Below are 22,804 nucleotides of genomic sequence, written 5' to 3' on the forward strand. Positions count from 1 at the left end.
TGACCGTCCTACGACCCTCCTATGACCGACCTGCCGACCGCCGTGCAGGCCTCCTCCGACGCCGCGACGCCTCTCACGGCGCTCCGAACCCGGCCGCCGCGAGCGCCGCGCGCCCGGCGTCGGAGGCGACGTACGCGACGAAGGCCGCCGCCGTGGCCGGGTCGCCCGCTCCGGTCAGCGCCGCGATCGGGTACGTGTTCACCGCCTCCGAGGCCTCGGCGAAGGGGATGCCGGTGACCGAGCCCGCGGCCCCGCGGACGTCGGTCGCGTAGACGAGCCCGGCGTCCGCTTCGCCCGAGGACACCTTGCCGAGCACGTCGGTGACCGACGACTCCTCGCTCACGGGGGAGATGTCGACCCCGGCGGCCTGCTCGACGGCGGCGGCCGCTGCTCCGCACGGCACCTGCGGCGCGCAGACGACGGTGGCGGTCCCGGGCCGGGCGAGGTCGGCGAGCGAGGCGACCTGCGCCGGGTTGCCGGGAGGCACGGCGATCTCGAGCGTGTTCGTGGCGATGTCGACCGGGTCCCCGTCGACGAACCCGGCCTCGGCGACGGTGGACATGGTGCGCTCATCGGCGGAGGCGAAGACGTCGGCCGGGGCGCCGTTGACGATCTGCGTCGCGAGGTCGGAGGAGCCGGCGAAGGAGAGCTCGACCTGCGCGCCGGGCTCGGCGGCCTCGAACCCCGTGGCGAGCTCGGTGAACGCGCCCTTCAGCGAGGCGGCGGCGAAGACCGTGATGGAGCCGCCGACCGAGGACGTCGCGCCGCCGGTGGCCGTATCGCCGGCGGGGGTCGACGGAGCGGAGCAGCCGGCGAGCAGGAGGAGCGCGGCAGCGGCCGGGACGAGGGGGAGCAGGCGACGATGCACGGGGACCTCCGGATCTGGGGTCCGCAGATGCGGCGGACAACTGATCCTAGGACCTCAGGTGCGGAGGCGGGCTGGGAGGAGGGCCTCACGCGCGGCGGAGAGACGATCCGAGGATCGGACCGGCCGGGCGACGCGCCTGCGCGAGGACCGACGGGCCGCGCGACGCACAGCGGCGGGCGGACCGCAGCCCTCCGGCTCCGGCCCGCCCGCCGCTCGTCGCGGCCGCCTCGACGGCGGTCCTCCGCTCAGCCCTGCGGCGGCGAGTAGAACTGGAGGTCGTTGCCCTCCGAGTCCTTGAAGGGGAGGATGCGGCCCCACTCGTGGTCGCTGATCTCACCCTCGATCGACGCGCCCCGCGCCGTGAGGCGCTCCAGCTCGTCCTCGATCGAGCCCTCGGGCTGGAACGAGATGACCGCCCCGCCCTGCTCCGCGACCGTGGCCGATTCGCGGGCGTTCAGGCCGATCATCAGCCCGCCGGCGTCCAGCTCCGACCAGTCGGCCGAGGTGTCCTTGACCTCGAGGCCGAGCGTGTCGCGGTAGAACGCGACCGCCCGCTCCATGTCCGTGACGGGGACCCAGACCGTTGCGACTCCTGATGCCATGTCGTGCTCCTTCGCTCGATGATGCCGATCCTCCGACGCTAGGTCGGGGACGCCCGGAGCGGGGGCCCTTGCGCCGACGCGCGGAGGCTGCTCTCGCGCGGCGCCTCTCCGCCGAGCTGCCGTGCTCACGCGCCCGGCAGCGGTGAGGCGCCGGCTTCCCGCTGCCCGTCAGTGCCGAGACACCGCCCCGCGCCGAGACACCGCCCCTCGCCGGCGTCCCGGCGCGCAGCGGGACGTCTCGGCCCGGCCTCCGCGCGCGAGCGCTCCCCGCCGACGTCACCGACGACGCGGCCGCCGAGGCGGGCGTCGCCTGGATCGAGGAGGCGGTGGGCCCGCTGCGCATCCTGGTCAACAACGCCGGCGTCCAGCACCGCGTGCCCCTGCTCGAGCTCGAGGTCGCCGACTGGGAGCGGGTGCTGCGCACGAACCTCACCAGCGCCTTCGTGGTCGGCCGGGCGGCGGCGAAGCGGATGATCCCGCGCGGCGCCGGGAAGATCGTCAACGTCGCCTCGGTGCAGGCCGATCTCGCGCGGCCGACGATCGCGCCCTACACCGCCTCGAAGGGCGGGATCCGCAATCTCACCCGCGCGATGACGGCGGAGTGGGCGCAGCACGGCATCCAGGTCAACGCGATCGCTCCGGGCTACATCCACACCGAGATGACGCAGGGCCTCGTCGACGACGAGGCGTTCGACAGCTGGATCCTCGGCCGCACGCCCGCCGCGCGCTGGGGCCGCGTCGAGGACCTGATCGGCCCCGCCGTCTGGCTCGCCTCCGACGGCTCGGACTACGTCAACGGGCAGGTCGTCTTCATCGACGGCGGCATGACCGTCGTCGTCTGAGTCACCCCTCGACCCACCGAACGGAACCCGTATGACCGCGCTCGTCCCCGCCTCCACCACCCGCGTCGTCGTCCACGCCGCCGGCGACCTCCGCGTCGAGGAGGCGCCACTCGCGCCGCGCGGCCCCGGCGAGGCCCTCGTCGCCGTCGCGTACGGCGGGATCTGCGGCTCCGATCTGCACTACTGGACGCACGGCGCCGCGGGCGAGTCGATCCTCCGCGAGCCGCTGACGCTCGGCCACGAGGTGGTCGGCACGGTCGTCGAGGCAGCGGCGGACGGCTCGGGACCCCCGGTCGGCGCGGCCGTCGCCGTGCACCCCGCGACCGCTCGCGGCGAGTGGCCCGACGGGCGCCCCAACCTCGCGACCGAGGGCACCTACCTGGGCAGCGCCGCGCGGATGCCGCACACCCAGGGCGCGTTCGCCCGCCACGCGGTGCTGCCGGCGCGCATGCTCCGCGAACTGCCCGCCGTCCTCGGGCTCCGGGAGGCGGCGCTCGCGGAGCCGGCGAGCGTCGCCTGGCACGCGGTCTCGCGAGCCGGAGAGGTGGCGGGACGTCGCGCGCTGGTGATCGGCAGCGGCCCGATCGGAGCGCTGATCGTCGCCGTGCTGAAGCGGGCGGGGGCGGCCGAGATCGTCGCCGTCGACCTGGCCGAGGAGCCCCTCGCGATCGCCCGGGCGGTCGGCGCGACCCGGACGATCCGCGCGACCGACGCCGACGCGATCGCCGAGGTCGCGGCCGACGTCGTCTTCGAGTCCTCGGGCAGCCCGCGCGGCCTCGCCTCGGCCGTCCGGGGCGCCGCCCGCGGCGGCACCGCCGTGATGGTGGGACTCCTCCCCTCAGGCGAGCAGCCGGCCCTGATCTCGCTCGCGATCACCCGGGAGCTGCGCCTGATCGGCTCCTTCCGCTTCGTCGACGAGATCGACGAGGTGCTGGCGGCGCTCGCCGACGGGAGCCTCGCGGTGGCGCCGGTGGTCACGCAGGTGCTGCCGCTGGAGCGCGCGCTCGAGGCCTTCGAGCTCGCCCGCGACGCCTCGCGCTCGAGCAAGGTGCTGCTCGACTTCACCCCGTGACGGGCGCTCGAGGCGCCTCCGGAGGGTCGGGATCGCCCGAGCGTTCGGGGTTCCCTCGGACGGCGGCGCCGCCGGAGCACTACCGTTGCACCATGGCGTCCACCGATACCCCCGATTCCGCCCCCGAAGCCGACACCGCTTCCGAGAGCGCCCCCACGCTCACTTTCTCCGACCTCGGTCTCTCCGACCCGGTCCTCAAGGCCCTCAAGGAGGTCGGCTACGAGACGCCCTCGGCCATCCAGGCCGCGACGATCCCGTCCCTCCTCTCCGGCCGCGACGTCCTCGGCGTCGCCCAGACCGGCACCGGCAAGACCGCGGCGTTCGCGCTGCCGATCCTCTCGCGCCTCGACGTCTCGCAGAAGACGCCGCAGGCCCTCGTGCTGGCCCCGACCCGCGAGCTCGCGCTGCAGGTCTGCGAGGCGTTCGAGCGCTACGCGTCCGGCCTCCGCGGCGTCCACGTCCTCCCCGTCTACGGCGGCCAGGGCTACGGCACCCAGCTCTCCGCGCTCCGCCGCGGCGTCCACGTCGTCGTCGGCACGCCCGGCCGCATCATGGACCACCTCGAGAAGGGCACCCTCGACCTCTCGCAGCTGAAGTTCCTGGTGCTCGACGAGGCCGACGAGATGCTCAAGATGGGCTTCGCGGAGGACGTCGAGACGATCCTCGCCGACACCCCCGTCGAGAAGCAGATCGCGCTGTTCTCGGCGACGATGCCCGCGCAGATCCGCCGCATCTCCGGCAAGTACCTGAAGGAGCCGGAGGAGATCACGGTCAAGAACAAGACCACGACCTCCGTCAACACCACCCAGCGCTACCTGATGGTGTCGTACCCGCAGAAGGTCGACGCCCTCACCCGCATCCTCGAGGTCGAGAACTTCGAGGGCATGATCGTGTTCGTCCGCACGAAGAGCGAGACGGAGACGCTGGCCGAGAAGCTGCGCGCCCGCGGCTACACCGCGGCGGCGATCAGCGGCGACGTGGCCCAGGCCCAGCGCGAGCGCACCGTCGAGCAGCTGAAGTCCGGCAAGCTCGACATCCTCGTCGCGACCGACGTCGCCGCCCGCGGCCTCGACGTCGAGCGCATCAGCCACGTCGTCAACTACGACATCCCGATCGACACGGAGTCGTACGTCCACCGCATCGGCCGCACCGGTCGCGCGGGGCGCAGCGGAGCGGCGATCAGCTTCGTCACGCCGCGCGAGCGCCGCCTCCTCGCCGCCATCGAGAAGGCCACCCGCCAGCCGCTGACCGAGATGCGGATGCCGAGCGTCGAGGACGTCAACGTCACCCGCCTCTCGCGCTTCGACGACGCGATCACCGCGGCGCTCGCCGACACCGAGCGCCTGCAGCGCTTCCGCGACATCATCGGCCACTACGTCGAGCACCACGACGTGGTCGAGTCGGACGTCGCCGCCGCACTGGCCATCGTCGCGCAGGGCGAGGAGCCGCTGCTGCTCTCGCCCGACGACCCCCGCTTCGCCCGTCGCGAGCGCGAGGACCGCGACTCCCGGCCCGACCGCGGCGACCGCCCCGAGCGCGGCGACCGCTTCGACCGCGGCGGCGACCGGGGCGAGCGTCCCGAGCGCCGTCAGCGCCCGGCGAACAGCAACCTCGCCTCGTACCGGATCGAGGTCGGCCGCCGCCAGCGCGTCGAGCCCCGCCAGATCGTGGGCGCGCTCGCGAACGAGGGCGGCCTCAACCGCGGCGACTTCGGGCACATCGACATCCGCCCGGACTTCTCGATCGTGGAGCTGCCGGCCGACCTGCCCCAGGACGTGCTCGACCGCCTCGCCGACACCCGCATCAGCGGCCAGCTGATCGAGCTGAAGCCGGACCGCCGTCCGAGCCGCGCCGGCGCCGACCGCGGCGGACGCCCCAGCGGCCCGAGCCGCTCGAGCGAGCGCCCGGAGCGCAAGCCGCGCTACTGACGCCTCCCGCCCCGGCGGACGGGCTTCCACGAGACGCCACTCCGGTACAGCGACCCTTGCGTGTCGCGAACCGGAGTGGCGTCTCGCGTTGGTGCGGGGGGCGGCCTCAGCGGCGCAGGATGCGCCGGGCCAGCACGTTGCCGAGCAGCTGCACCAGCTGCACGATCACGATGATCACGAGCACCGCGGCCCAGGTGACGACCGGCTCGAACTGCCGGTAGCCGTACTGGATCGCGAAGTTGCCGAGCCCGCCGGCGCCGATGTATCCGGCGACCGCCGACATGTCGATCACGGCGACGAACACGAACGTGTAGCCGAGGATCAGCGGACCGAGCGCCTCCGGCAGCAGTACGGTGCGGACGATCCGGAACCGGCTCGCTCCGACCGACCGCGCCGCCTCGATCACGCCGGGCTGCACGGTCAGCAGGTTCTGCTCCACGATCCGCCCGATGCCGAAGGCGGCGCCGAGCGAGAGGGTGAAGACGATCGCGTCCGTGCCGATGCCGGAGCCGACCACCAGCCGGGCCAGCGGCTGGGCCGCGGCGATGAAGATGATGAACGGGATCGGCCGGAACACGTTCACGATCACGTTGAGCAGTCCGTAGACCACCCGGTTCGCGTAGAGGGCGCCGCCGCGGGTGAGCGCGAGGCCCAGTCCGATCAGAAGTCCGCCGAGCCCGCCGAAGAGGAGGCTCAGCGCGACGATGTAGAGCGTCTCGCCGGTCGCCTGGACGAGCTTGGGCAGGAGCGGGATCAGCTCGTTCATCGGGGCACCTCCGTGAGGGCGACGCGTCCGCCGAGGCGGGCGAGGAGGGGGTCGACGACGCCGTCCGGCGCGTCGAGGGCGACCGTGAGGTGGCCGAAGGCCCGCCCGCGGACGTCGGTGATGCCGCCGTAGACGAGCTCGAGCGGCACGCCGGCCGCCGCGACCTCGGCGAAGACGTCGCCCTGGGAGGCGGAGTCGTCCGAGAACGAGAGCGTGACCAGCCGGCCGCGGTGGCGCGTACGCAGCACGGCCGCCTCCGCGGGCGAGGGCACCGAGCGGACGACCGTGGAGACGAAGCGGCGGGTGACCGGCTCGCGCGGGGCCGAGAACACGTCGAAGACGGGCCCGCGCTCCACGATGCGGCCCGACTCCATCACCGCGACCTTCGTCGCGAGCTGCTGGACCACGTCCATCTCGTGGGTGATCACGACGATGGTGACGCCCAGCTCCTCATTGATGCGGCGGAGGAGGGCGAGCACCTCGCCGGTGGTGTCCGGGTCGAGCGCGCTGGTGGCCTCGTCGGCCAGCAGGATGCGCGGGGAGGCGGCGAGGGCGCGGGCGATGCCGACGCGCTGCTTCTGCCCGCCCGAGAGCTGCTCCGGGTGGCTGCGCGCCTTGTCGCTCAGGCCGACGAAGCGGAGCATCTCGTCGACGCGGGCGCGCTGCTCCGCCCGCGGGACGCCCGCGACCTGCAGCGGGTAGGCGACGTTCTGCCCCACGGTCTTCGAGCCGAACAGGTTGAACTGCTGGAAGATCATCCCGATGCCCAGGCGCAGCCGACGCAGCTCGCGCTCGGGCAGCCCCATGGTCTCGCGGCCGTCGATCTCGATGCTGCCGCTGGTCGCGGGCTCGAGGGCGTTGACGAGGCGCGCGAGCGTGCTCTTGCCGGCGCCGGAGTAGCCGATCACGCCGTAGACGTCGCCCGCCTCGATCTCGAGGCTCACGCCGTCGACGGCCGCGGTCGGGGCGGCGCCGCGCCCTGCGCCGGGGTACACCTTGCGCACGTCGGTCATGCGGATGAGCGGCACGGGGCGCCCTTTCTGTTGCGGGGGAGGCGCGGGACCGCGCCGGTGGGGAGCTCCGCGAGCGGAGGACCCGACCGGCGCGGTGCCGCGGGTGCCGGAGTCAGGAGGCGGCGGAGATGTCGGTCTCGGCGGACTCGAGCGAGGTCTCCAGCTCGGAGGCCGGGGTCTTCAGGAAGACCGCGGTGCCGCCGGACTGCTCCGAGACGCCGTCGAGCACGTCCTGGCTGTCCTGGTAGATCGAGACGAGCTTCGTGTAGGTCTCGTTCCCGGCGTCGTCGGCCCGGGCGGCGAAGATGTTCGTGTAGAGCAGGGAGGCGGGGTCGCTCGGGTCGTCCTGGGCGATCGCGTCCGAGGCCTTCAGGCCCGCGTTCTCGATGAAGTCGTTGTTGATGATCGCGGCGGCCACGTCCGGGAGCGACGTCGGGGTGAGGGAGGCCTCCAGCGCGGTGACCTCCACCTTCGAGGAGGACTCGACGTCGTCGACGTTCGAGAGCACTCCGCCGCCGTCCTTCAGCTCGACGAGCCCGGCCGACTGCAGCACCAGCAGCGCGCGCGCCTGATTGGTCTCGTCGTTGGGGATCGCGACGGTGGAGCCGGCGGGGATGTCCGCGACGTCGTCGTACTGCGAGGAGTAGAGGCCGAGCGGGTAGATCGCGGTCGCGCCGATCGGCACGAGATCCGCGTCGGCCGAGGTGTTGTACTGCGCCAGGTAGGCGATGTGCTGGAACTGGTTGAGGTCGATCTCGCCCTCGGTGAGCGCCGGGTTGGGCTGGTTGTAGTCGCTGAAGTCGACGATCTCGACGTCGATCCCGGCGTCGGCGGCGGCCTTCTCGTAGGTGGCCCAGTAGGGGTCGCTCGCGCCGACCACGCCGATGCGGACGGTGTCGTCGCCGCCGCCCGCGCCGGAGCAGCCGGCGAGGAGGAGGGCGGCGGAGGCGGCGATCGCGGAGGTCGCGAGGAGTCGGGTGCGCAGGGTCAAGGCTGTGGGGATCCTTCCGTGGAGAGGATCCGGCCACTCGGCGCCGACCGGGCGGTGCTGGTCACCGCCGGCGCTGCGACCGGCCTCCGGTCGCTCGGCGCCGCGACTGCGCGGATCCCGGGGATCACCATACGAAGGCGGTCGGACCCGCGCGGAACCCGCGCGTAACACGGCGACTCGGAGGCAGCGGAGGCGCGCGCTCACCGCCTGAGCGCGCCGTGGCGGCCGCTCAGCTCGCGAGCGCGCCGTCCTCGCCCGCCGACGCCTCGTGCTTGGCGATCCTCTTCGCGATCGCGTCGCGCTCGGCCCGGAGCGACGCGATGGTCGGCTTGTCCAGGCGGGGGTCGGCCAGATCGGCGAAGGGGCTCGCGGCGCCGGTGCGCGCGGACACGAGCGCGGCGTACGCCTTCGTCGCGGCGCGGAGCTCGGCTCCGGCCCGTTCGACCTTCCGCGGCTTCGACTCCTTGTCCGAGACGAGTCGGGCGTGCTTGTCGAGGGCCTCTACCAGCGCGCGATGCGCAGCGTCAATCTTCTTGCTCATAGGCGCATTATGGCGCAGGATCGGCGCACGGCGCCGACTGTGACTCCCCGCGCCCGCCGCCCCCTTCCGTGAGACGCCGCTTCGGCACGCGACACGCCGGGGGAGGCGTACCGGAGCGGCATCTCGCGGGGAGGGGACGGTCGGGTCAGCGGGCGACCGGCGTGGAGACGGACGACGCGCCGGCGCTGGTGGCGACCGCGTCGAGGACGCGCTGCACGTCGAGGGCGTCGGCGAACGTGGGCGTGACGGGGGCACCGCCGGCGATCGCCTCGACGAGGTCGACGACCTGGTGGGTGAAGAGGTGCTCGTAGCCGATGCCGTGCCCGGTCGGCCACCAGGCCGACATGTACGGGTGCGCCGGCTCGGTGACCTGGATGCGCCGGAAGCCCTGCGCCTCCTCGGGATCGCGGGCGTCGTAGTACTCGAGCTCGTTCATTCGCTCGAAGTCGAACGCGATCGAGCCGAGCTCGCCGTTCACCTCGATCCGGTTGGCGTTGCGGCGGCCGGTCGCGACGCGGGTCGCCTCGAAGACGCCCAGGGCGCCGCCCTCGAAGGAGGCGGTGAAGGCCGCGGCGTCGTCGACGGTCACGGCGCCGCGCGGGGCGTCGGCACCGGCGCGGCCGCCGAGGCCGACCTGCTCGCTGAGCACGGGGCGCTCGGTGGTGAAGGTGCGCAGCGTCGCCGAGACCGAGGTGATGCCGCGGCCGGTCAGCCACTGGGCGGTGTCGATGCTGTGCGCGCCGATGTCGCCGAGGGCGCCCGAGCCGGCGCGCTCCTTCTGCAGGCGCCAGGTCAGCGGCGCCTCGGAGTCGGACAGCCAGTCCTGCAGGTACTGGGCGCGCACGTGCCGGATGTCGCCGAGGCGGCCCTCCTCGATGAAGCGCTTCGCGAGGGCGAGGGCCGGGGTGCGGCGGTAGCTGAAGCCGCACATCGCCACCTTCCCGGAGGCGGCGGCCGCGGCGACCATCCGCTCCGCCTCCTCGACGGAGTTGGCCAGGGGCTTCTCGCACAGCACGTGCTTGCCGGCCTCGAGGGCCGCGATGGCGATCTCGGCGTGGGTGTCGCCCGGGGTGCAGATGTCGACGAGGTCGATGTCGTCGCGGGCGATGACGGCCCGCCAGTCGGTGGAGGCCTCGCTCCAGCCCAGCCGCTCGGCGCGCTCGGCGGTCGAGTCGGGGTTGCTCCCCACGAGCACGGCGAGCTCGGGGCGGAGAGGGAGGGGGAAGAAGCGGGAGGCGGTGCGCCAGGCGTGCGAGTGGGTGCGGCCCATGAAGGCGGTCCCCACCATCGCGACGCGCAGGGCTCGGTCGTTCGACATCGTCGTCCTTTCGTCGGCCGTACGACCCTGCCACGGGTCGGGGCGCGGGCGCTACCGCGCTCGGCGAGGCCGCCTCCGGGGCGACGCGCCCGGGCTGCACGGACATGAGCGCGTTCATAGGGTTCGGAGAGCGCTCTATCACAGACGGAATGTCTCAACCGCCGCCGTCAGACGTCGCGTAATCCCGCGGATCCCAGCCCTGACGCGGTAGCAGGAAGCCCTCGGGGCGACTGGGCGATCACTCGAACCGCCTTCGAATCGGTTCAGAACTTTTGCTTGACCCGCGACGTAAGTGGAAGTAGCTTCATCCGCATGGTCACCGCAGACCCCCGCAGCACTGCTGCACAGCCTCTTCCCCGCACCTCCGACGAGTCTCAGCAGCTGCTTCTGCAGATGCGCGGCATCGTGAAGGTCTTCCCCGGCGCCCGTGCTCTCGACGGCGTCGACCTCGATGTCCGACCCGGTGAGGTGCACTGCCTCCTCGGCCAGAACGGCGCCGGCAAGTCCACCCTCATCAAGACCCTCGCCGGGGCCCACCAGCCCACCGAGGGCGAGATCCTCGTCGACGGGAACGTCGTCACGATCCCGTCCCCGACGGCGGCCCTCGCCCTGGGCATCGCGACGATGTACCAGGAGCTCGACGTCGTCGACGGCCTCTCCGTCGCCGAGAACATCTTCCTCGGCCACGAGCTCTCCCGCGGCGGCTTCACCGCCCGGGCGAAGGCCACGAGGATCACCCGCGAGCTGATGGAGCGCCTCGGCCACTCCGAGATCTCGCCGAACCGCGAGGTCGGCACGCTCTCCGCCGCCGGCAAGCAGATCGTGCAGATGGCCCGCGCCCTCTCGCACGACGCGCGGGTCATCATCATGGACGAGCCCTCCGCGGTGCTCGACTCCGAGGAGGTGGAGAACCTCTTCCACGTGGTGCGCCAGCTCACCGCCTCCGGCGTCGCCATCGTCTACATCTCGCACCGCCTCGACGAGATCCGCGCCATCGGCGACCGGATCACCGTGATCAAGGACGGCGCCACCGTCGCGCAGAACCTCGCGGTCGCCGACACCCCCACCTCGCAGCTCATCACCCTGATGACCGGCCGCGCCGTCGAGTACGTGTTCCCGGACCGCCAGGAGCTCGACGTCGAGGCCGAGACGCTGCTGAAGGTCGAGAAGCTGGGCCTGCAGGGCTCCTTCTCGGACGTCTCCCTCGAGATCCGCGCCGGCGAGGTCGTCGGCCTCGCGGGGCTGGTCGGCTCCGGCCGCTCCGAGATCCTCGAGACCATCTACGGGGCGCGCCGCGCCAGCACCGGGACGGTCAGCGTGGCGGGCAAGCGCCTGCGCGCCGGATCCGTCACCTCGGCGGTCGACGCCGGCATCGGCCTCTGCCCGGAGGAGCGCAAGAGCCAGGGCCTGCTCCTGGACGAGCCGGTCTACCGCAACATCACCCTCTCGACCTTCGACCGCTTCGCCAAGCGCGGCTTCCTCGACGAGCGCTCCGAGCGCGCGGCGGCGGCCGAGCAGGCGGTCTCCCTCGACCTGCGGCCCTCCGGGGTCGACCGCGACGCCCGCACCCTCTCCGGAGGCAACCAGCAGAAGGCGCTCCTCGCCCGCTGGCTCGTGCGCGGCTGCCGCGTCCTGCTGCTCGACGAGCCGACCCGCGGGGTCGACGTCGGCGCACGGGCCGAGATCTACACCCTGATCAGGGACCTCGCGACCAACGGCGCCGCCGTGCTCGTGGTCTCCAGCGAGATCGGCGAGGTCCTCGGACTCTCCGACCGAGTGCTCGTGATCTCCGACGGCGCCGTGGTCCACGAGGGCCCGGCCGATTCGATCGACGAGCACCGCGTGCTCGATCTCGTCATGGAAGGAAGTGCAGCGTGAGCGGACAGCTCGACACCGCGTCGCCGTCGATCGGCGGTCCGCAGGAGGACGCCGCCCGTCACGCGTCGGCCGCGACGGGAGGCTCCTCCGGGGGCGTGCCCTCGAAGGACTCCCGCTCCGGGATGGCCCGCCTCATGCAGGGCTCCCTCGGCCGCAACGTCGGGCTGCTGCTCGCGCTGGTGATCCTCTGCATCGTCGGATTCGCGACCGCGGGGGAGCGCTTCGCCAGCGTCGACAACGTGCTCACGATCCTCCGCCTCGCCGCCGTCATCGGCGTGCTGAGCATCGGCATGACCTTCGTCATCACGTCCGGCGGCATCGACCTCTCGGTCGGCTCCGTGATGGGGCTCGCGACGGTCTGGGCGAGCACGGTCTCGACCCAGTACTACGCGGCGAACACCTCCTGGCTGGTGATCGTGCTCACCGCGGTCGTCGTCGGCCTCGTCTGCGGCCTCATCAACGGCGCGCTGATCGCCTACGGCCGGGTCGTCGCCTTCATGGCGACCCTGGCGATGCTCGTCGCCGCCCGCGGCTTCGCCGAGCTGATCTCGAACCGCCAGACGCAGGTCGTCACGGTCACGCCGTTCCTCGACTTCTTCCGCGCCGACGTGCTCGGCATCCCGGTGCTCGTGCTGATCTTCGTGGTCGTCGCCGTCGCCGGCTGGATCCTGCTCAACCGCACCACCTTCGGCCGCCGCACCATCGCGGTCGGCGGCAACCCGGAGGCGGCCCGCCTCGCCGGCATCAAGGTCCGCCGCCACACCATGTACGTCTACGGCCTCGCCGGGCTCACCGCCGGCATCGCCGCCGTCATGATGCTCGCCCGCACCACCGCCGGCAGCTCGACCAACGGCCTCCTCTACGAGCTCGACGCCATCGCGGCGGTCGTCGTCGGAGGCACGCTGCTGGCCGGCGGCCGCGGCACCATCGTCGGCACCGTGTTCGGCGTCCTCATCTTCACGACCCTGACCAACGTGTTCACGCAGAACAACATGTCGACCTCGACTCAGGCCGTCGCGAAGGGCGCGATCATCGTCGCCGCCGTCCTGCTGCAGCAGCGGTTCGCCGCCCGCGGCAGGAAGTCCTGACCCCGGGGCTCCGGCCCCGCTCCTCCACACACAGCAACCCACCCGACCACTCAGGTCACCTCTCCGCAGGACACGTGTGCCCTCGGACCCCTCGGATCGATCGAAGGAGATCACTTCCATGCCCGCACGCCCCTTCACCCGCAGCCGCCTCTCCCGCACCGCCCGACTCGGCTCGGCCGGCGTCGCCTTCGGCGCCGTCGCGCTGATGCTCACCGGCTGCATCTCGAACGCCCCGGTCGAGACCGGCAACGCCGCCTCCGGCGGGACCGCCGCCGCCGTGGCCGCCTCGGACAACGACGCCTCCGGCGACAACGTCGTCATCGGCTTCACCGCTCCCGCCGCCGACCACGGCTGGATGGGCGCGGTCAGCCGCGCCGCCATCGCCGAGGCCGAGAAGTACGACGACGTGGAGCTCCGCACCGCGGAGGGCACCAACGACGTCAACCTCCAGATCAGCCAGGTCGAGACCTTCATCAACGACGGCGTCGACGCGATCGTGCTCCTGCCGATCGACGGAGCGGCGCTCACGCAGGTCGCCACCCAGGCGATGGAGGCGGGCATCACCGTCATCAACGTGGACCGCGAGTTCTCCAGCCCCTTCGCCGCCCGGTCGACCATCCTCGGCGACAACTACGGCATGGGCGTCAGCGCCGGCACCTACATCTGCGAGGAGCTCGGCGACAACCCCGACGCCGTCGTCGCCGAGATCGCCGGCATCGACTCCCTCCCGCTGACCCAGGAGCGCAGCCAGGGCTTCTCGGACGCGCTCGAGGGCTGCGGACTCGACGTGGACAACCGCGTCGCCGCCGACTTCACCGTCCAGGGCGGAGAGCAGGCCGCGGCCAACCTCCTCCAGGCCGCGCCGAAGATCGACGCCATCTGGAACCACGACGACGACCAGGGCGTCGGCGTCCTCGCGGCGATCGACACCGCCGGACGCGACGAGTTCCTCTTCGTCGGCGGCGCCGGCTCGGCCAACGTGATGCGCGCGATCGAGGCCGACGACTCCGTCGTCAAGGCCACGGTCGTCTACCCCTCGACCCAGGCCGCGGACGGCATCAAGCTCGCCCGCCTCGTCGAGCAGAACAAGTCGATGGCCGACACCAGCTCGCTCGGCGTCCCGCGCCAGATCCAGCTCTTCGCGCCGGTCGTCACCAAGGACAACGTCTCCGAGTACCTGCCCTCGGCCTTCGAGTCCTGATCGGCCCCACCAGCCCGGGTCGGCGCGGGAACCATCCCGCGCCGGCCCCCACCTCGGCGCCGCCCCGGGATCACTGACGACCCGCAGCGCAGCGCCACCGGCATCCGCGAGAGGAGGAGGAGTGCAAGACACCGGCCCCAGGGCCGGACAGGAGGAGACCGGATCCGCTCAGTCGTGCGGACAGCGACGGACCCGGCCTCTGCGATGAACACCTCATTGAAGGAATCACATCACGCATGAATGGTAAGCGATCCTCGAGAAGAAGCATCAGGCGTCTTCTCGCACTCGGCATCGCCGGGATGGTGACGGTCTCCGGACTCACCGCCCTCGGCCTGCCCGCCTCGGCCCACGACGGAGTGGACCACGGTTCCGAGGGCGGAGCATCCGCTCTCGACTGGAGCAACTACGAGAAGGTCCTGCTGACGAAGAACGTCGGCGAGCCCCTCGACCTGGCCGTCCTCCCGGACAAGTCGGTCCTCCACACCGCTCGGAACGGCGAGATCCGCCACACCGACCCCAAGACCGGCACCACCCGTGTCGTCAACACGATCCCCGTGTACCAGAACTCGGAGGACGGGCTGCAGTCCGTCGGCATCGACCCCGACTTCGCCGAGAACAAGTGGGTCTACCTCGTCTACGCGCCCCCCGGGAACACCCCGACCGGTGCGGCTCCGAACATGCTGCCCGAGGGCGCGACCGACAGCTACTGGGACCAGTGGAAGGGCATCAACCGCCTCTCCCGGTTCAAGTGGACCGGCTCGGGCCTCGATCTCGCGAGCGAGCAGAAGATCATCGACATCGAGACCCAGCGCGGGCAGTGCTGCCACGTGGGTGCCGACTTCGACTGGGACGCCGACGGCAACCTGTACCTCTCCACCGGCGACAACACGCCGGCGAGCGCTCCGGGTGCCGCGGGCTTCGCGCCGAACAACGACGCGCCCCGCATGAACCCGGGCTTCGACTCGCGTCGCGGCGCCGGCAACACGAACGACCTCCGCGGCAAGATCCTCCGGATCACCGTGCAGGAGGACGGCTCGTACACGATCCCCGACGGCAACCTCTTCCCGGTGGGAACCGAGAAGACCCGCCCCGAGATCTTCGTGATGGGCGTCCGCAACCCGTTCAAGATCGACGTCGACGCCGAGACGAACACCCTCTCCTGGGGCGACTACGGCCCCGACGCCACGAAGGCCGCTGCGGCCGACGGCGTCCGCGGCCCGATGGGCCTCGTCGAGTGGAACGCGACCGGACTGGACGAGCCGCACAACTCCGGCTGGCCCTACGTCCACGGACCGAACGCGCCGTACAACGAGTGGAACTTCGAGACGTCGACGCCCCGCGGCTTCTTCGACCCGGAGAACCTGAAGAACAACTCGCGCTGGAACACCGGCCTCGTCGACATCCCGGACGCCAAGGCGGCGACCCTGTACTACGGCGACAACCCCGGCGACCAGCCGTTCGACGAGCTCGTCAACTTCGGCACCAGCACCGGCCAGGGCCCCATGGGCGGACCGGTGTACCACTTCGACGCGGACAACACCTCGACGTCGAAGTTCCCGGAGTACTGGGACAAGAAGACCTTCTTCGGCGAGTTCTCGCAGGACTACATCGCGGCGTTCACGCTCGATGAGGACCGCGCGGTCACGCACATCGAGGACTTCCTCCCCAACGCGGCGCTCAGCCAGGCCGCGCAGCCGATCCACGACAACCCGATGGACATGGAGTTCGGCCCCGACGGGTCGATGTACGTGATCGAGTACGGCGACGGATTCTTCCGCGCCAACCCCGACGCGGGCCTGTACCGGATCGACTACGCCGAGGGCAACAAGGCGCCGCAGGCCCGCTTCACCGCGACCCCCCTGTCCGCCTCGCAGACCCCGCTCGAGGTCACGTTCGACGCCAAGGGATCGACCGACCCCGAGGGCGACGCGCTCACCTACGACTGGGACTTCGACGGCGACGGCACCTTCGACGCCACCGGAGTGACCGTCAAGAAGACCTACACCGAGCTCGGACAGTTCACGGCCCGTCTGCGCGTCACCGACGCCAAGGGCAAGTTCAGCCTGACCTCGCGGGTCATCTCGGTCGGCAACCAGGCGCCGCAGATCCAGATCCAGACGCCCGGCAACGGCTCGTTCTTCAGCTGGGGCGACGCGATCCCCTACCAGGTGACCGGCAAGGACGCTGAGGACGGCGACCAGATCGTCAGCAGCCGCGTGGGCTGGACCTACGGCCTCGGCCACGACGAGCACGCCCACCCCGAGGTCACCGGCACCGGTGCCAAGGGAGCGTTCCCGACGTCCAAGGACTCGCCCGAGCACGGCCCCGGCGCGCTGCTGTACGGCACCGTCGTCGTGACCTACACGGACGGCGGCTTCAACGGCCTGCCCCCGGCTGCGGCCGAGGCGACGCTGCGGCTGAACCCGAAGACGCAGGAGGCGGAGCACGCCGCCCGTGAGGGCGTCCTGCCCTACGCGGACACCACCGCCAGCGGCGGCAACGCCGTCAGCGGACTCGGTGCGGGATCCTTCCTGCGCTGGGACCCGGTGAACTTCGCCAACCTGACCGGCGTCGTGGTCCGCGCCACCGGTGAGGGCACCGTCGACCTCCGCTGGAACGCTGCCGACGCAGCGCCCTTCGGAACGGCGACCATCCCCGCGGGAGCCGGCTGGAAGGACGTCCTCGTCCCCTTCGGCACCAACGTCCCCCGCGGCACCGGCTCGCTCTACGTGACCTCGCCCAGCGGCCTGTCGCTCGACTCCCTCACCTTCCAGGGTGTCGGCGCCGGTGACAAGACGGCTCCGACCGTCGCGGCGACCCTCGACCCGGCAGCGCCTGCGGGCGTCGGCGGCGTCTACAACAAGCCCGTGACCCTCGGCCTCACCGCCACGGACAACGGAGCGCTCTCCACCGTCCAGTACTCCGCCGACAACGGCACGACGTGGACCACGGTCCGCGCCGTCAACGGCGCGTACACGGTCCCGTTCACCACGAACGGCGCCCGGACGATCCAGTACCGCGCCACCGACACCGGCGGCAACGTCTCGGCGGTCGGCACGGTGAAGTTCACGATCGACCTGGCCGCGGCGAACGCCCCGACCGCCGCGTCGACCACCACCGTGGCGCTCTCGGCTCCCCGCGTGACCTTCGGGGCACCGGGCGAGGCGACCGTCACGGTCACCGGTCAGGGTGGGAACCCCGGCGGAGAGGTCGTCCTCTACGAGGGCGCCACCGAGCTGGGCCGCGCGACGCTGAAGGACGGCAAGGCGACCTTCGCCCTGCCGAAGACCCTCGGCGCCGGCACCCACACCCTCCGTGCGGCGTACGGCTCGGACGCCACCTTCAAGGCCTCGGAGGGCACCGCCCGCCTGATCGTCTCGAAGGCCGCCTCGGAGCTCACCGCGACCGTCTCGCCCAACCCGGTCAAGCCGGGCGCCAGCGCGCAGGTCACGGTCGACGCGAAGTCCTCGACGGGTGTCGCCGGCACCGGTCAGGTGAGCGTGATGGTGAAGAGGAACCTCTCCACCGTCGCGATGCTCACCGGGACCCTCGACGAGAACGGGCACGTCGTGGTGACGCTCCCGAAGCTCGCGGCGGGCAGCTACAAGCTGACCGTCACCCATATCGCCACGGCGGACACCAACGCCGCGTCGGCGCTGCTGAACCTCACCGTCCAGCAGTAGCCCCCGCGCAGGGGCCGGCCGGCTCGACCGGGCCGGCCGGCCCCCCACCCCCTGCACCATCTGCCATTTCGAAGGAGAAATGATGCACCACCACCACGCATCCATCACGGCCAAGCCGATGAGCCGGCGCTCGCTGATGACGGCCCTGGCCGCATCGACCGTCGCGGTCGGCGTCGGAGCGGGAGCCCTCGCGGCGCCCGCGACGGCCGCCCCCGCGCCCTCGTCCGGATCCACGCGCCTGGTCCCGATCAACCGCATCGGCATCCAGCTCTTCAGCGTCCGCGACAAGGTCTCGTCGCTCGGCTTCCGGGCCGTCTTCGAGGAGCTCGGCCGCATCGGCTACAGCGAGATCGAGTTCGCCGGGTACACCCAGGGCAACGTCGGGGCGATCACCCCGCAGCAGATCCGCCAGCTGCTCGACGACAACGGCCTCCGCGCCGTCGGCTCGCACGTCGGCACCAACCTCCTCCGCTCGGAGCTGGGCAAGCAGATCGAGATCGCGCAGATCCTCGGCACGCCGCACCTCGGCACCGGCAACGCGCCCACCAACGTCAACACCAAGGCGGGCTACCTCGCCGCGGCGGAGGAGTGGAACAAGTGGGGCCAGCAGGTCTCGGCCGCGGGCATGAAGCTCTACCAGCACAACCACGCCGGTGAGTTCGGGTTCGCCACGGACGACCCCAAGACCCGCCTGTACGACCTCTTCTACGACAACACCGACCCGCGTCACGTGTACCTCGAGATGGACGTCTACTGGGCGTACGTCGGCAAGAAGCTCTACCCGGGCTTCGAGCCGCTCGACTACATCAAGCGCAACCCGCGCCGCTACCCGATCCTGCACCTCAAGGACGGCAAGACGAACAACGCCAACACCAACGGCTACGACATCGTCGAGTTCGGCGCGGGCAACCTGCCCTACCAGGCGTTCCTCTCGGAGCTGCGCGACCGCGGCCAGCGCTTCGGCGTCTGGGAGCAGGACACCGCTCCCACGCTGGCGACGCCGCCGAGCACGGGGAACTCCCTCGAGGCCGCTTCCCGCAGCTACTCCGCGATCGCTGCGCTCCGTGGCTGAGCGCACCTCGCGCCGCGCGCGCCGCACCGACAGCACCACCACCAGCACGACGCGCACGAGCGCACCGAGGAGAACCCCCATGAAGTGGAAGACGCCCACGGCGGTCCTCGCGGCCGCCTCCCTCGCGATGGTCGCCGCACCGTCCGCCTTCGCGGCGACGACGGACTGCACCACCGAACTCGGGAACCAGACGATCACCGGAGACCTCAACGTCGGCGCGGGCCAGACCTGCGTGCTCGGCAACGTGACCGTCACCGGCAACGTCATCGTCGGCGACGACGCCTGGCTGGACGCCACCTCGGCGACCATCGGCGGCGACGTCATCGGCACCGACGCGTACGGCATCTCGATCGACGGCACCAGCGTCGGCGGAGACGTCGTGTCGTTCTCGGACGGCAGCCGCAACGGCTTCCTCTACCTGCGCGACCTCACGGTCGGCGGCATGGTCGAGGCCGGCGGGATCGACGTCGAGTTCAGCGACCTCTCGGTCGACGGCTCGGTCAGCACCGACGCGGCGAACTACGTCGACGTCGACCGCACCAGCGTCGGCGGCGACGCCACCTTCGCCGGCAGCGACTTCGGCGTGAACGTGCAGGGCGCCATCGTCGGCGGCTCGCTCGCCGTCACCGGCTCCTCGCGCGGCGTCCTCCTGGGCGCGAACGAGGACGGCTCGGCCTCGGCCCTCGGCAACACGGTGGGCGGGAACCTCACGCTCTCGGGCAACTCCGGCAACGTCCAGCTCGCGGGCTCGACGGTCGGCGGGCGCATCGCGCTCACCGAGAACGCGCCGGCGGTCAACTTCGGTGCGGGCAACACCGCCGCCGGAGTCGACGGCACCTTCACGGGAACGGCGGCGGGCGCTGCGGCGGCCGGCGACCAGGCCGTGGCCGTCATCGTCCCCGAGGCCAACAAGGGCGAGCTGACCTGGACGCTCGAGGGCACCAGCAACCTGGTGAACCTCGGCGTCGCCGAGGAGCAGGGCGACCACTTCGCCGCCTCCGGTGAGCTCGTGCCGGTCCGCGTGACCGACACCCGCCTCAACGGCCCGGCCTGGTCGGTCACCGGCCAGCTGAGCGACTTCCGCTCCGGCGAGAAGACGTTCTCGGGCAAGCACCTCGGCTGGACCCCCGAGGTCCTGGAGAACACGGGCGGTGCCGTCGCCGGCGCTGCCGTCCCCTCCGGGTTCGACTCGGGCAACGGCCTCGCCACGCCCCGCGTCCTCGGCTCCGCCGCGGCGCAGCACCCGACCGGATCCTCGGTCCTGGGCGCCGACCTCGACCTGAAGCTCCCGCTCTCGGTCGGAACCGGCACCTACACCGCGACGCTGACGCTCACCGCGCTCGGCTAGCACCGGTGGGGCGGCCTCCGGGCCGCCCCACCCTCCCCCCGTCTCTCCGCGAGACGCCACTCCGGTACGCCCCGCTCGGCGTGCCGCGCACCGGAGCGGCGTCCCACGGGGAGGCATCCCCCCTTGCAACGGAAGCCTGATCGATGCCGCTCATGCCACGCACCTCCCGCACCACCGCCGCCCTGCTGCTGATGACGCTCCTCGCAGCCGGCGGCCTCTCGGCTCAGGCGGGTGCCCAGGAGGCGGACCCCGCCTCCACGCCGGTCACCTGGGGGGTGCGCCCCGCCGACACCGAGCAGGGCAGCGAGCGGCCGAACTACGCCTACGCCCTCGATCCCGGCGGACGCCTCAGCGACGCCCTGATCGTCTCCAACTACGACGACGAGGAGCAGACGTTCCGCGTCTACGGCTCCGACGGCTTCATCACCGAGGCCGGCCAGCTCGACCTGCTCCCCGCCGCGGAGCCCTCGACGCAGCTGGGCAGCTGGATCGCGTTCCCCGAGCCCGAGGTCACCGTGCCCGCCGGCGAGAGCGTGCAGGTCCCGTTCGAGGTCGTCGTCCCCGACGACGTGACCCCGGGCGACTACGCCGCGGGCGTCGTCTCCTCGATCCTGGTGCAGGGCGAGACCGGAGTCTCGGTCGACCGGCGCCTGGGCTCGCGCATGTACCTCCGCGTCGGCGGCGAGCTCGCCCCGCGCCTGTCGATCGACGGCCTCGCCGTCTCGTACCAGGGCGGCTGGAACCCCTTCGCCCCCGGCTCCGCGACCGTCGACTACACCGTGACCAACGCGGGCAACACCCGTATCGCGCCGGGCGCCGAGATCAGCGTCGCCGGCCTCTTCGGCCTCGCGCCGGTGTCCGCGACCGACCCGGAGCCGCTGCCCGAGCTCCTCCCCGGAACCTCCGTCTCGCGCACCGTGACCGTCGCCGGAGTCTGGCCGCTCTTCGTCGCGACCGCCCGCGCCGCGCTCTCGGGCACCGTCGTCACCGCCGACCAGGCCGCGCAGGCCGACTCCGCCGTCGTCGTCCCCGACGTGCCGGTCGCCACCGCCGAGACCTCGGCCGCGGCCGTGCCGTGGAGCGCCGTGCTCCTCCTCGCCCTGCTCATCGGGCTCATCGTGCTGACCGTCGTCCGCCGCCGCCGCCGGGCCGCGGGGGAGCAGGCGCGCATCGACGCCGCCGTCGCCGCCGCTCTCGGCGCCCAGCCGGAGGACGCCGACCGCGCGGAGGTCCGCTCCTGACCGGGTGCGGCCGACGCGGTCCGCGGGGGATCGCGCCGGCGCGGCCCGCCGTCTCCGGGCGCGCGGCCGCCGCTCTAGCGGACCGCCCGCCCCTCGGCGCGCAGCTGCTCGAGGAAGCCGTCCACCACGGCGGGGCTGAGCAGGTGCCCGCGCAGCATCAGCGCGGCACCGCGCACGCCCCCGCTGCCGCCCAGCTCGGCGGTCACCACGTCGAGCCGCTGCGTCGCGAGGGGGAGGGAGCGCTCGTCGATCACCGAGCGCACGGCCGTCAGGATCTCCGGGCTGGCGAGGGCGACCGCGCCGCCCAGCACGATGACGGAGGGGTTCAGCAGGCTCACGCAGGTGGCCAGCACCTCGCCGAGCTGGAGGCCCGCGATCCGCGCCGCCTCGACGGCCTCGGGATCGCGCGCCTTCAGCAGGTCGATCAGCTCGCGCACCGACTGCACGTCGCGGCCCGCCCGGGCGAGCCCGGCGGCCAGAGCGGAGCCGCCCGCGACCGCCTCGAGGTCCCCCTCCTGACCGCCCGCCGCGGCCGGGGCCGTGCGCGGCACCTGGACGTGGCCGAGATCACCGGCGGAGCCGAGGGCTCCGCGCTGGAGCAGCCCGGACGAGACGATGCCCGCGCCGATGCCGGTGCCGACCTTCACGAACATCAGGTCGAGGGCGTGCGGGAAGCGCGAGGCCCGCTCGCCGAGCGCCAGCAGGTTCACGTCGTTGTCGACGAGCACCGTGGTGTCGTAGCGCCGGCGCACGAAGGCGGGGATGTCGAAGCCGTCCCAGCCGGGCATGATCGGCGGGCGCACCGGGCGGCCGCTCGCGTGCTCCACCGGGCCGGGCACGCCGACCCCGATTCCCGCGAGGGCGGTGCGGTCGACCCCGGCCGCGGCGAGGATCCCGTCGCAGACGTCGAGCGCGTGCCCGAGCACCGCCACGGGGCCCTGCGCGATGTCGAGCTCCTCGCGGCGCTCGGCGATGATGCGGCCGTCGAAGTCGGTCAGCGCGATGGTCGAGTGCGCCGCGCCCAGGTCGATGGCCAGGAGCGAGCGGACGGCCGGGTCGAAGACGAGGCGCGCGGACGGGCGGCCGCCGGTCGACGGAGCGCGGTCGAGGTGCGCGATCAGTCCGAGCTCGAAGAACTGCTCCAGGCGCGTCATCACCGCGGTCCGCGCGAGGCCCGTCTCCTCGACCAGCTCGGCGCGGGTGCGCGGTCGACCGTCGGCGAACAGCCTCAGCATGTCGCCGGTCGCGGTACCGGCGCGCTCGGCCACGCTCAGCTCCTTCTCTCGGCCCGGAGGACGGGTTCGGGGGACAGCACACCTGAGGAAACCAGTCGACGCACGGTCGCGCAATCT

18 protein-coding genes are annotated in these 22,804 nt (G+C 72.4%); 10 read left to right on the top strand and 8 right to left on the bottom strand.

Annotated elements, in window-relative coordinates; genetic code table 11:
* Positions 1 to 73: 73 nt before the first annotated feature.
* The gene (gene modA, locus C5C29_RS04045) at positions 74 to 868 is read right to left on the bottom strand and encodes a molybdate ABC transporter substrate-binding protein (protein ID WP_104222451.1); all 795 of its coding nucleotides are present in this window, start codon (positions 866 to 868) and stop codon (positions 74 to 76) included.
* Between the two features lie 245 nt (positions 869 to 1,113).
* Entirely contained in the window at positions 1,114 to 1,470 is a 357-nt protein-coding gene (locus C5C29_RS04050) for a VOC family protein (RefSeq protein ID WP_104222452.1), read from the bottom strand.
* Positions 1,471 to 1,631: 161 nt separating this feature from the next.
* Here C5C29_RS04050 and C5C29_RS04055 point away from each other — a divergent pair, with 161 nt between their 5' ends.
* The 3 genes from C5C29_RS04055 (at position 1,632) to C5C29_RS04065 (ending at position 5,312) form a co-directional block, all read left to right on the top strand.
* Entirely contained in the window at positions 1,632 to 2,312 is a 681-nt protein-coding gene (locus C5C29_RS04055) for an SDR family oxidoreductase (protein ID WP_104222453.1), read from the top strand.
* A gap of 31 nt (positions 2,313 to 2,343) precedes the next feature.
* Positions 2,344 to 3,384 carry an L-idonate 5-dehydrogenase gene (locus tag C5C29_RS04060; RefSeq protein WP_104222454.1) on the top strand — a complete coding sequence of 347 codons (1,041 nt, stop codon included), beginning with the start codon at positions 2,344 to 2,346 and terminating at the stop codon, positions 3,382 to 3,384.
* A gap of 92 nt (positions 3,385 to 3,476) precedes the next feature.
* Positions 3,477 to 5,312 carry a DEAD/DEAH box helicase gene (locus C5C29_RS04065; protein WP_104222455.1) on the top strand — a complete coding sequence of 612 codons (1,836 nt, stop codon included), beginning with the start codon at positions 3,477 to 3,479 and terminating at the stop codon, positions 5,310 to 5,312.
* A gap of 106 nt (positions 5,313 to 5,418) precedes the next feature.
* Here C5C29_RS04065 and C5C29_RS04070 read toward each other — a convergent pair whose 3' ends face one another.
* From C5C29_RS04070 to C5C29_RS04090, 5 genes are all read right to left on the bottom strand, one after another.
* Complete coding sequence (locus C5C29_RS04070) at positions 5,419 to 6,078, bottom strand: methionine ABC transporter permease (protein WP_104222456.1); 660 nt, start codon at positions 6,076 to 6,078, stop codon at positions 5,419 to 5,421.
* A complete protein-coding gene (locus tag C5C29_RS04075; RefSeq protein WP_258062154.1) occupies positions 6,075 to 7,106 on the bottom strand; it encodes a methionine ABC transporter ATP-binding protein in 1,032 nt (343 codons plus the stop codon). Before C5C29_RS04075 ends, C5C29_RS04070 begins: the two co-directional genes overlap by 4 nt.
* A 97-nt stretch (positions 7,107 to 7,203) precedes the next feature.
* On the bottom strand, positions 7,204 to 8,076 hold the full coding sequence (locus C5C29_RS04080; protein WP_374953250.1) for a MetQ/NlpA family ABC transporter substrate-binding protein: 873 nt from the start codon (positions 8,074 to 8,076) through the stop codon (positions 7,204 to 7,206).
* 235 nt (positions 8,077 to 8,311) lie between these two features.
* On the bottom strand, positions 8,312 to 8,623 hold the full coding sequence (locus tag C5C29_RS04085; RefSeq protein WP_104222458.1) for a hypothetical protein: 312 nt from the start codon (positions 8,621 to 8,623) through the stop codon (positions 8,312 to 8,314).
* A gap of 145 nt (positions 8,624 to 8,768) precedes the next feature.
* Positions 8,769 to 9,941 (bottom strand): Gfo/Idh/MocA family protein, encoded by a 1,173-nt coding sequence (locus C5C29_RS04090; RefSeq protein WP_104222459.1) that lies wholly within the window; start codon positions 9,939 to 9,941, stop codon positions 8,769 to 8,771.
* 393 nt (positions 9,942 to 10,334) lie between these two features.
* On the opposite strand from C5C29_RS04090, the gene C5C29_RS04095 reads away from it, so the two are divergent.
* The 7 genes from C5C29_RS04095 (at position 10,335) to C5C29_RS04125 (ending at position 21,452) form a co-directional block, all read left to right on the top strand.
* The gene (locus tag C5C29_RS04095; RefSeq protein WP_219812904.1) at positions 10,335 to 11,819 is read left to right on the top strand and encodes a sugar ABC transporter ATP-binding protein; all 1,485 of its coding nucleotides are present in this window, start codon (positions 10,335 to 10,337) and stop codon (positions 11,817 to 11,819) included.
* Positions 11,820 to 11,941: 122 nt separating this feature from the next.
* Positions 11,942 to 12,907 (top strand): ABC transporter permease, encoded by a 966-nt coding sequence (locus tag C5C29_RS04100; protein WP_104222491.1) that lies wholly within the window; start codon positions 11,942 to 11,944, stop codon positions 12,905 to 12,907.
* Between the two features lie 118 nt (positions 12,908 to 13,025).
* Positions 13,026 to 14,108: a substrate-binding domain-containing protein gene (locus C5C29_RS04105; RefSeq protein WP_104222461.1), complete on the top strand. Its 1,083-nt coding sequence runs from the start codon at positions 13,026 to 13,028 to the stop codon at positions 14,106 to 14,108.
* 236 nt (positions 14,109 to 14,344) lie between these two features.
* The gene (locus C5C29_RS04110; protein WP_181128740.1) at positions 14,345 to 17,791 is read left to right on the top strand and encodes a PQQ-dependent sugar dehydrogenase; all 3,447 of its coding nucleotides are present in this window, start codon (positions 14,345 to 14,347) and stop codon (positions 17,789 to 17,791) included.
* A gap of 82 nt (positions 17,792 to 17,873) precedes the next feature.
* Positions 17,874 to 18,863 (top strand): sugar phosphate isomerase/epimerase, encoded by a 990-nt coding sequence (locus tag C5C29_RS04115; RefSeq protein ID WP_219813837.1) that lies wholly within the window; start codon positions 17,874 to 17,876, stop codon positions 18,861 to 18,863.
* 79 nt (positions 18,864 to 18,942) lie between these two features.
* Complete coding sequence (locus C5C29_RS04120; protein WP_104222462.1) at positions 18,943 to 20,211, top strand: hypothetical protein; 1,269 nt, start codon at positions 18,943 to 18,945, stop codon at positions 20,209 to 20,211.
* A gap of 152 nt (positions 20,212 to 20,363) precedes the next feature.
* Positions 20,364 to 21,452, top strand: a complete 1,089-nt coding sequence (locus C5C29_RS04125) for a hypothetical protein (RefSeq protein ID WP_146078976.1) — start codon at positions 20,364 to 20,366, stop codon at positions 21,450 to 21,452.
* A gap of 74 nt (positions 21,453 to 21,526) precedes the next feature.
* Here the strand turns inward: C5C29_RS04125 and C5C29_RS04130 are convergent, their stop codons facing one another.
* Positions 21,527 to 22,720, bottom strand: coding sequence for an ROK family protein (locus C5C29_RS04130; protein WP_258062157.1), 1,194 nt, complete (start codon positions 22,718 to 22,720; stop codon positions 21,527 to 21,529).
* Positions 22,721 to 22,804 lie beyond the last annotated feature (84 nt).

The sequence above is a fragment of the Rathayibacter sp. AY1H2 genome (assembly GCF_002931985.1).
Classification (GTDB): domain Bacteria; phylum Actinomycetota; class Actinomycetes; order Actinomycetales; family Microbacteriaceae; genus Rathayibacter.

Excerpts from the sequence above, each read along its gene's own strand:
- C5C29_RS04125 (WP_146078976.1), top strand. The coding sequence starts at position 20,364 with ATGCCACGCACCTCCCGCACCACCGCCGCCCTGCTGCTGATGACGCTC.
- C5C29_RS04110 (WP_181128740.1), top strand. The coding sequence starts at position 14,345 with ATGAATGGTAAGCGATCCTCGAGAAGAAGCATCAGGCGTCTTCTCGCA.
- C5C29_RS04085 (WP_104222458.1), bottom strand. The coding sequence starts at position 8,623 with ATGAGCAAGAAGATTGACGCTGCGCATCGCGCGCTGGTAGAGGCCCTC.
- C5C29_RS04090 (WP_104222459.1), bottom strand. The coding sequence starts at position 9,941 with ATGTCGAACGACCGAGCCCTGCGCGTCGCGATGGTGGGGACCGCCTTC.
- C5C29_RS04120 (WP_104222462.1), top strand. The coding sequence starts at position 18,943 with ATGAAGTGGAAGACGCCCACGGCGGTCCTCGCGGCCGCCTCCCTCGCG.
- C5C29_RS04105 (WP_104222461.1), top strand. The coding sequence starts at position 13,026 with ATGCCCGCACGCCCCTTCACCCGCAGCCGCCTCTCCCGCACCGCCCGA.
- C5C29_RS04060 (WP_104222454.1), top strand. The coding sequence starts at position 2,344 with ATGACCGCGCTCGTCCCCGCCTCCACCACCCGCGTCGTCGTCCACGCC.
- C5C29_RS04095 (WP_219812904.1), top strand. The coding sequence starts at position 10,335 with ATGCGCGGCATCGTGAAGGTCTTCCCCGGCGCCCGTGCTCTCGACGGC.
- C5C29_RS04050 (WP_104222452.1), bottom strand. The coding sequence starts at position 1,470 with ATGGCATCAGGAGTCGCAACGGTCTGGGTCCCCGTCACGGACATGGAG.
- C5C29_RS04100 (WP_104222491.1), top strand. The coding sequence starts at position 11,942 with ATGGCCCGCCTCATGCAGGGCTCCCTCGGCCGCAACGTCGGGCTGCTG.
- C5C29_RS04115 (WP_219813837.1), top strand. The coding sequence starts at position 17,874 with ATGCACCACCACCACGCATCCATCACGGCCAAGCCGATGAGCCGGCGC.
- C5C29_RS04070 (WP_104222456.1), bottom strand. The coding sequence starts at position 6,078 with ATGAACGAGCTGATCCCGCTCCTGCCCAAGCTCGTCCAGGCGACCGGC.
- C5C29_RS04065 (WP_104222455.1), top strand. The coding sequence starts at position 3,477 with ATGGCGTCCACCGATACCCCCGATTCCGCCCCCGAAGCCGACACCGCT.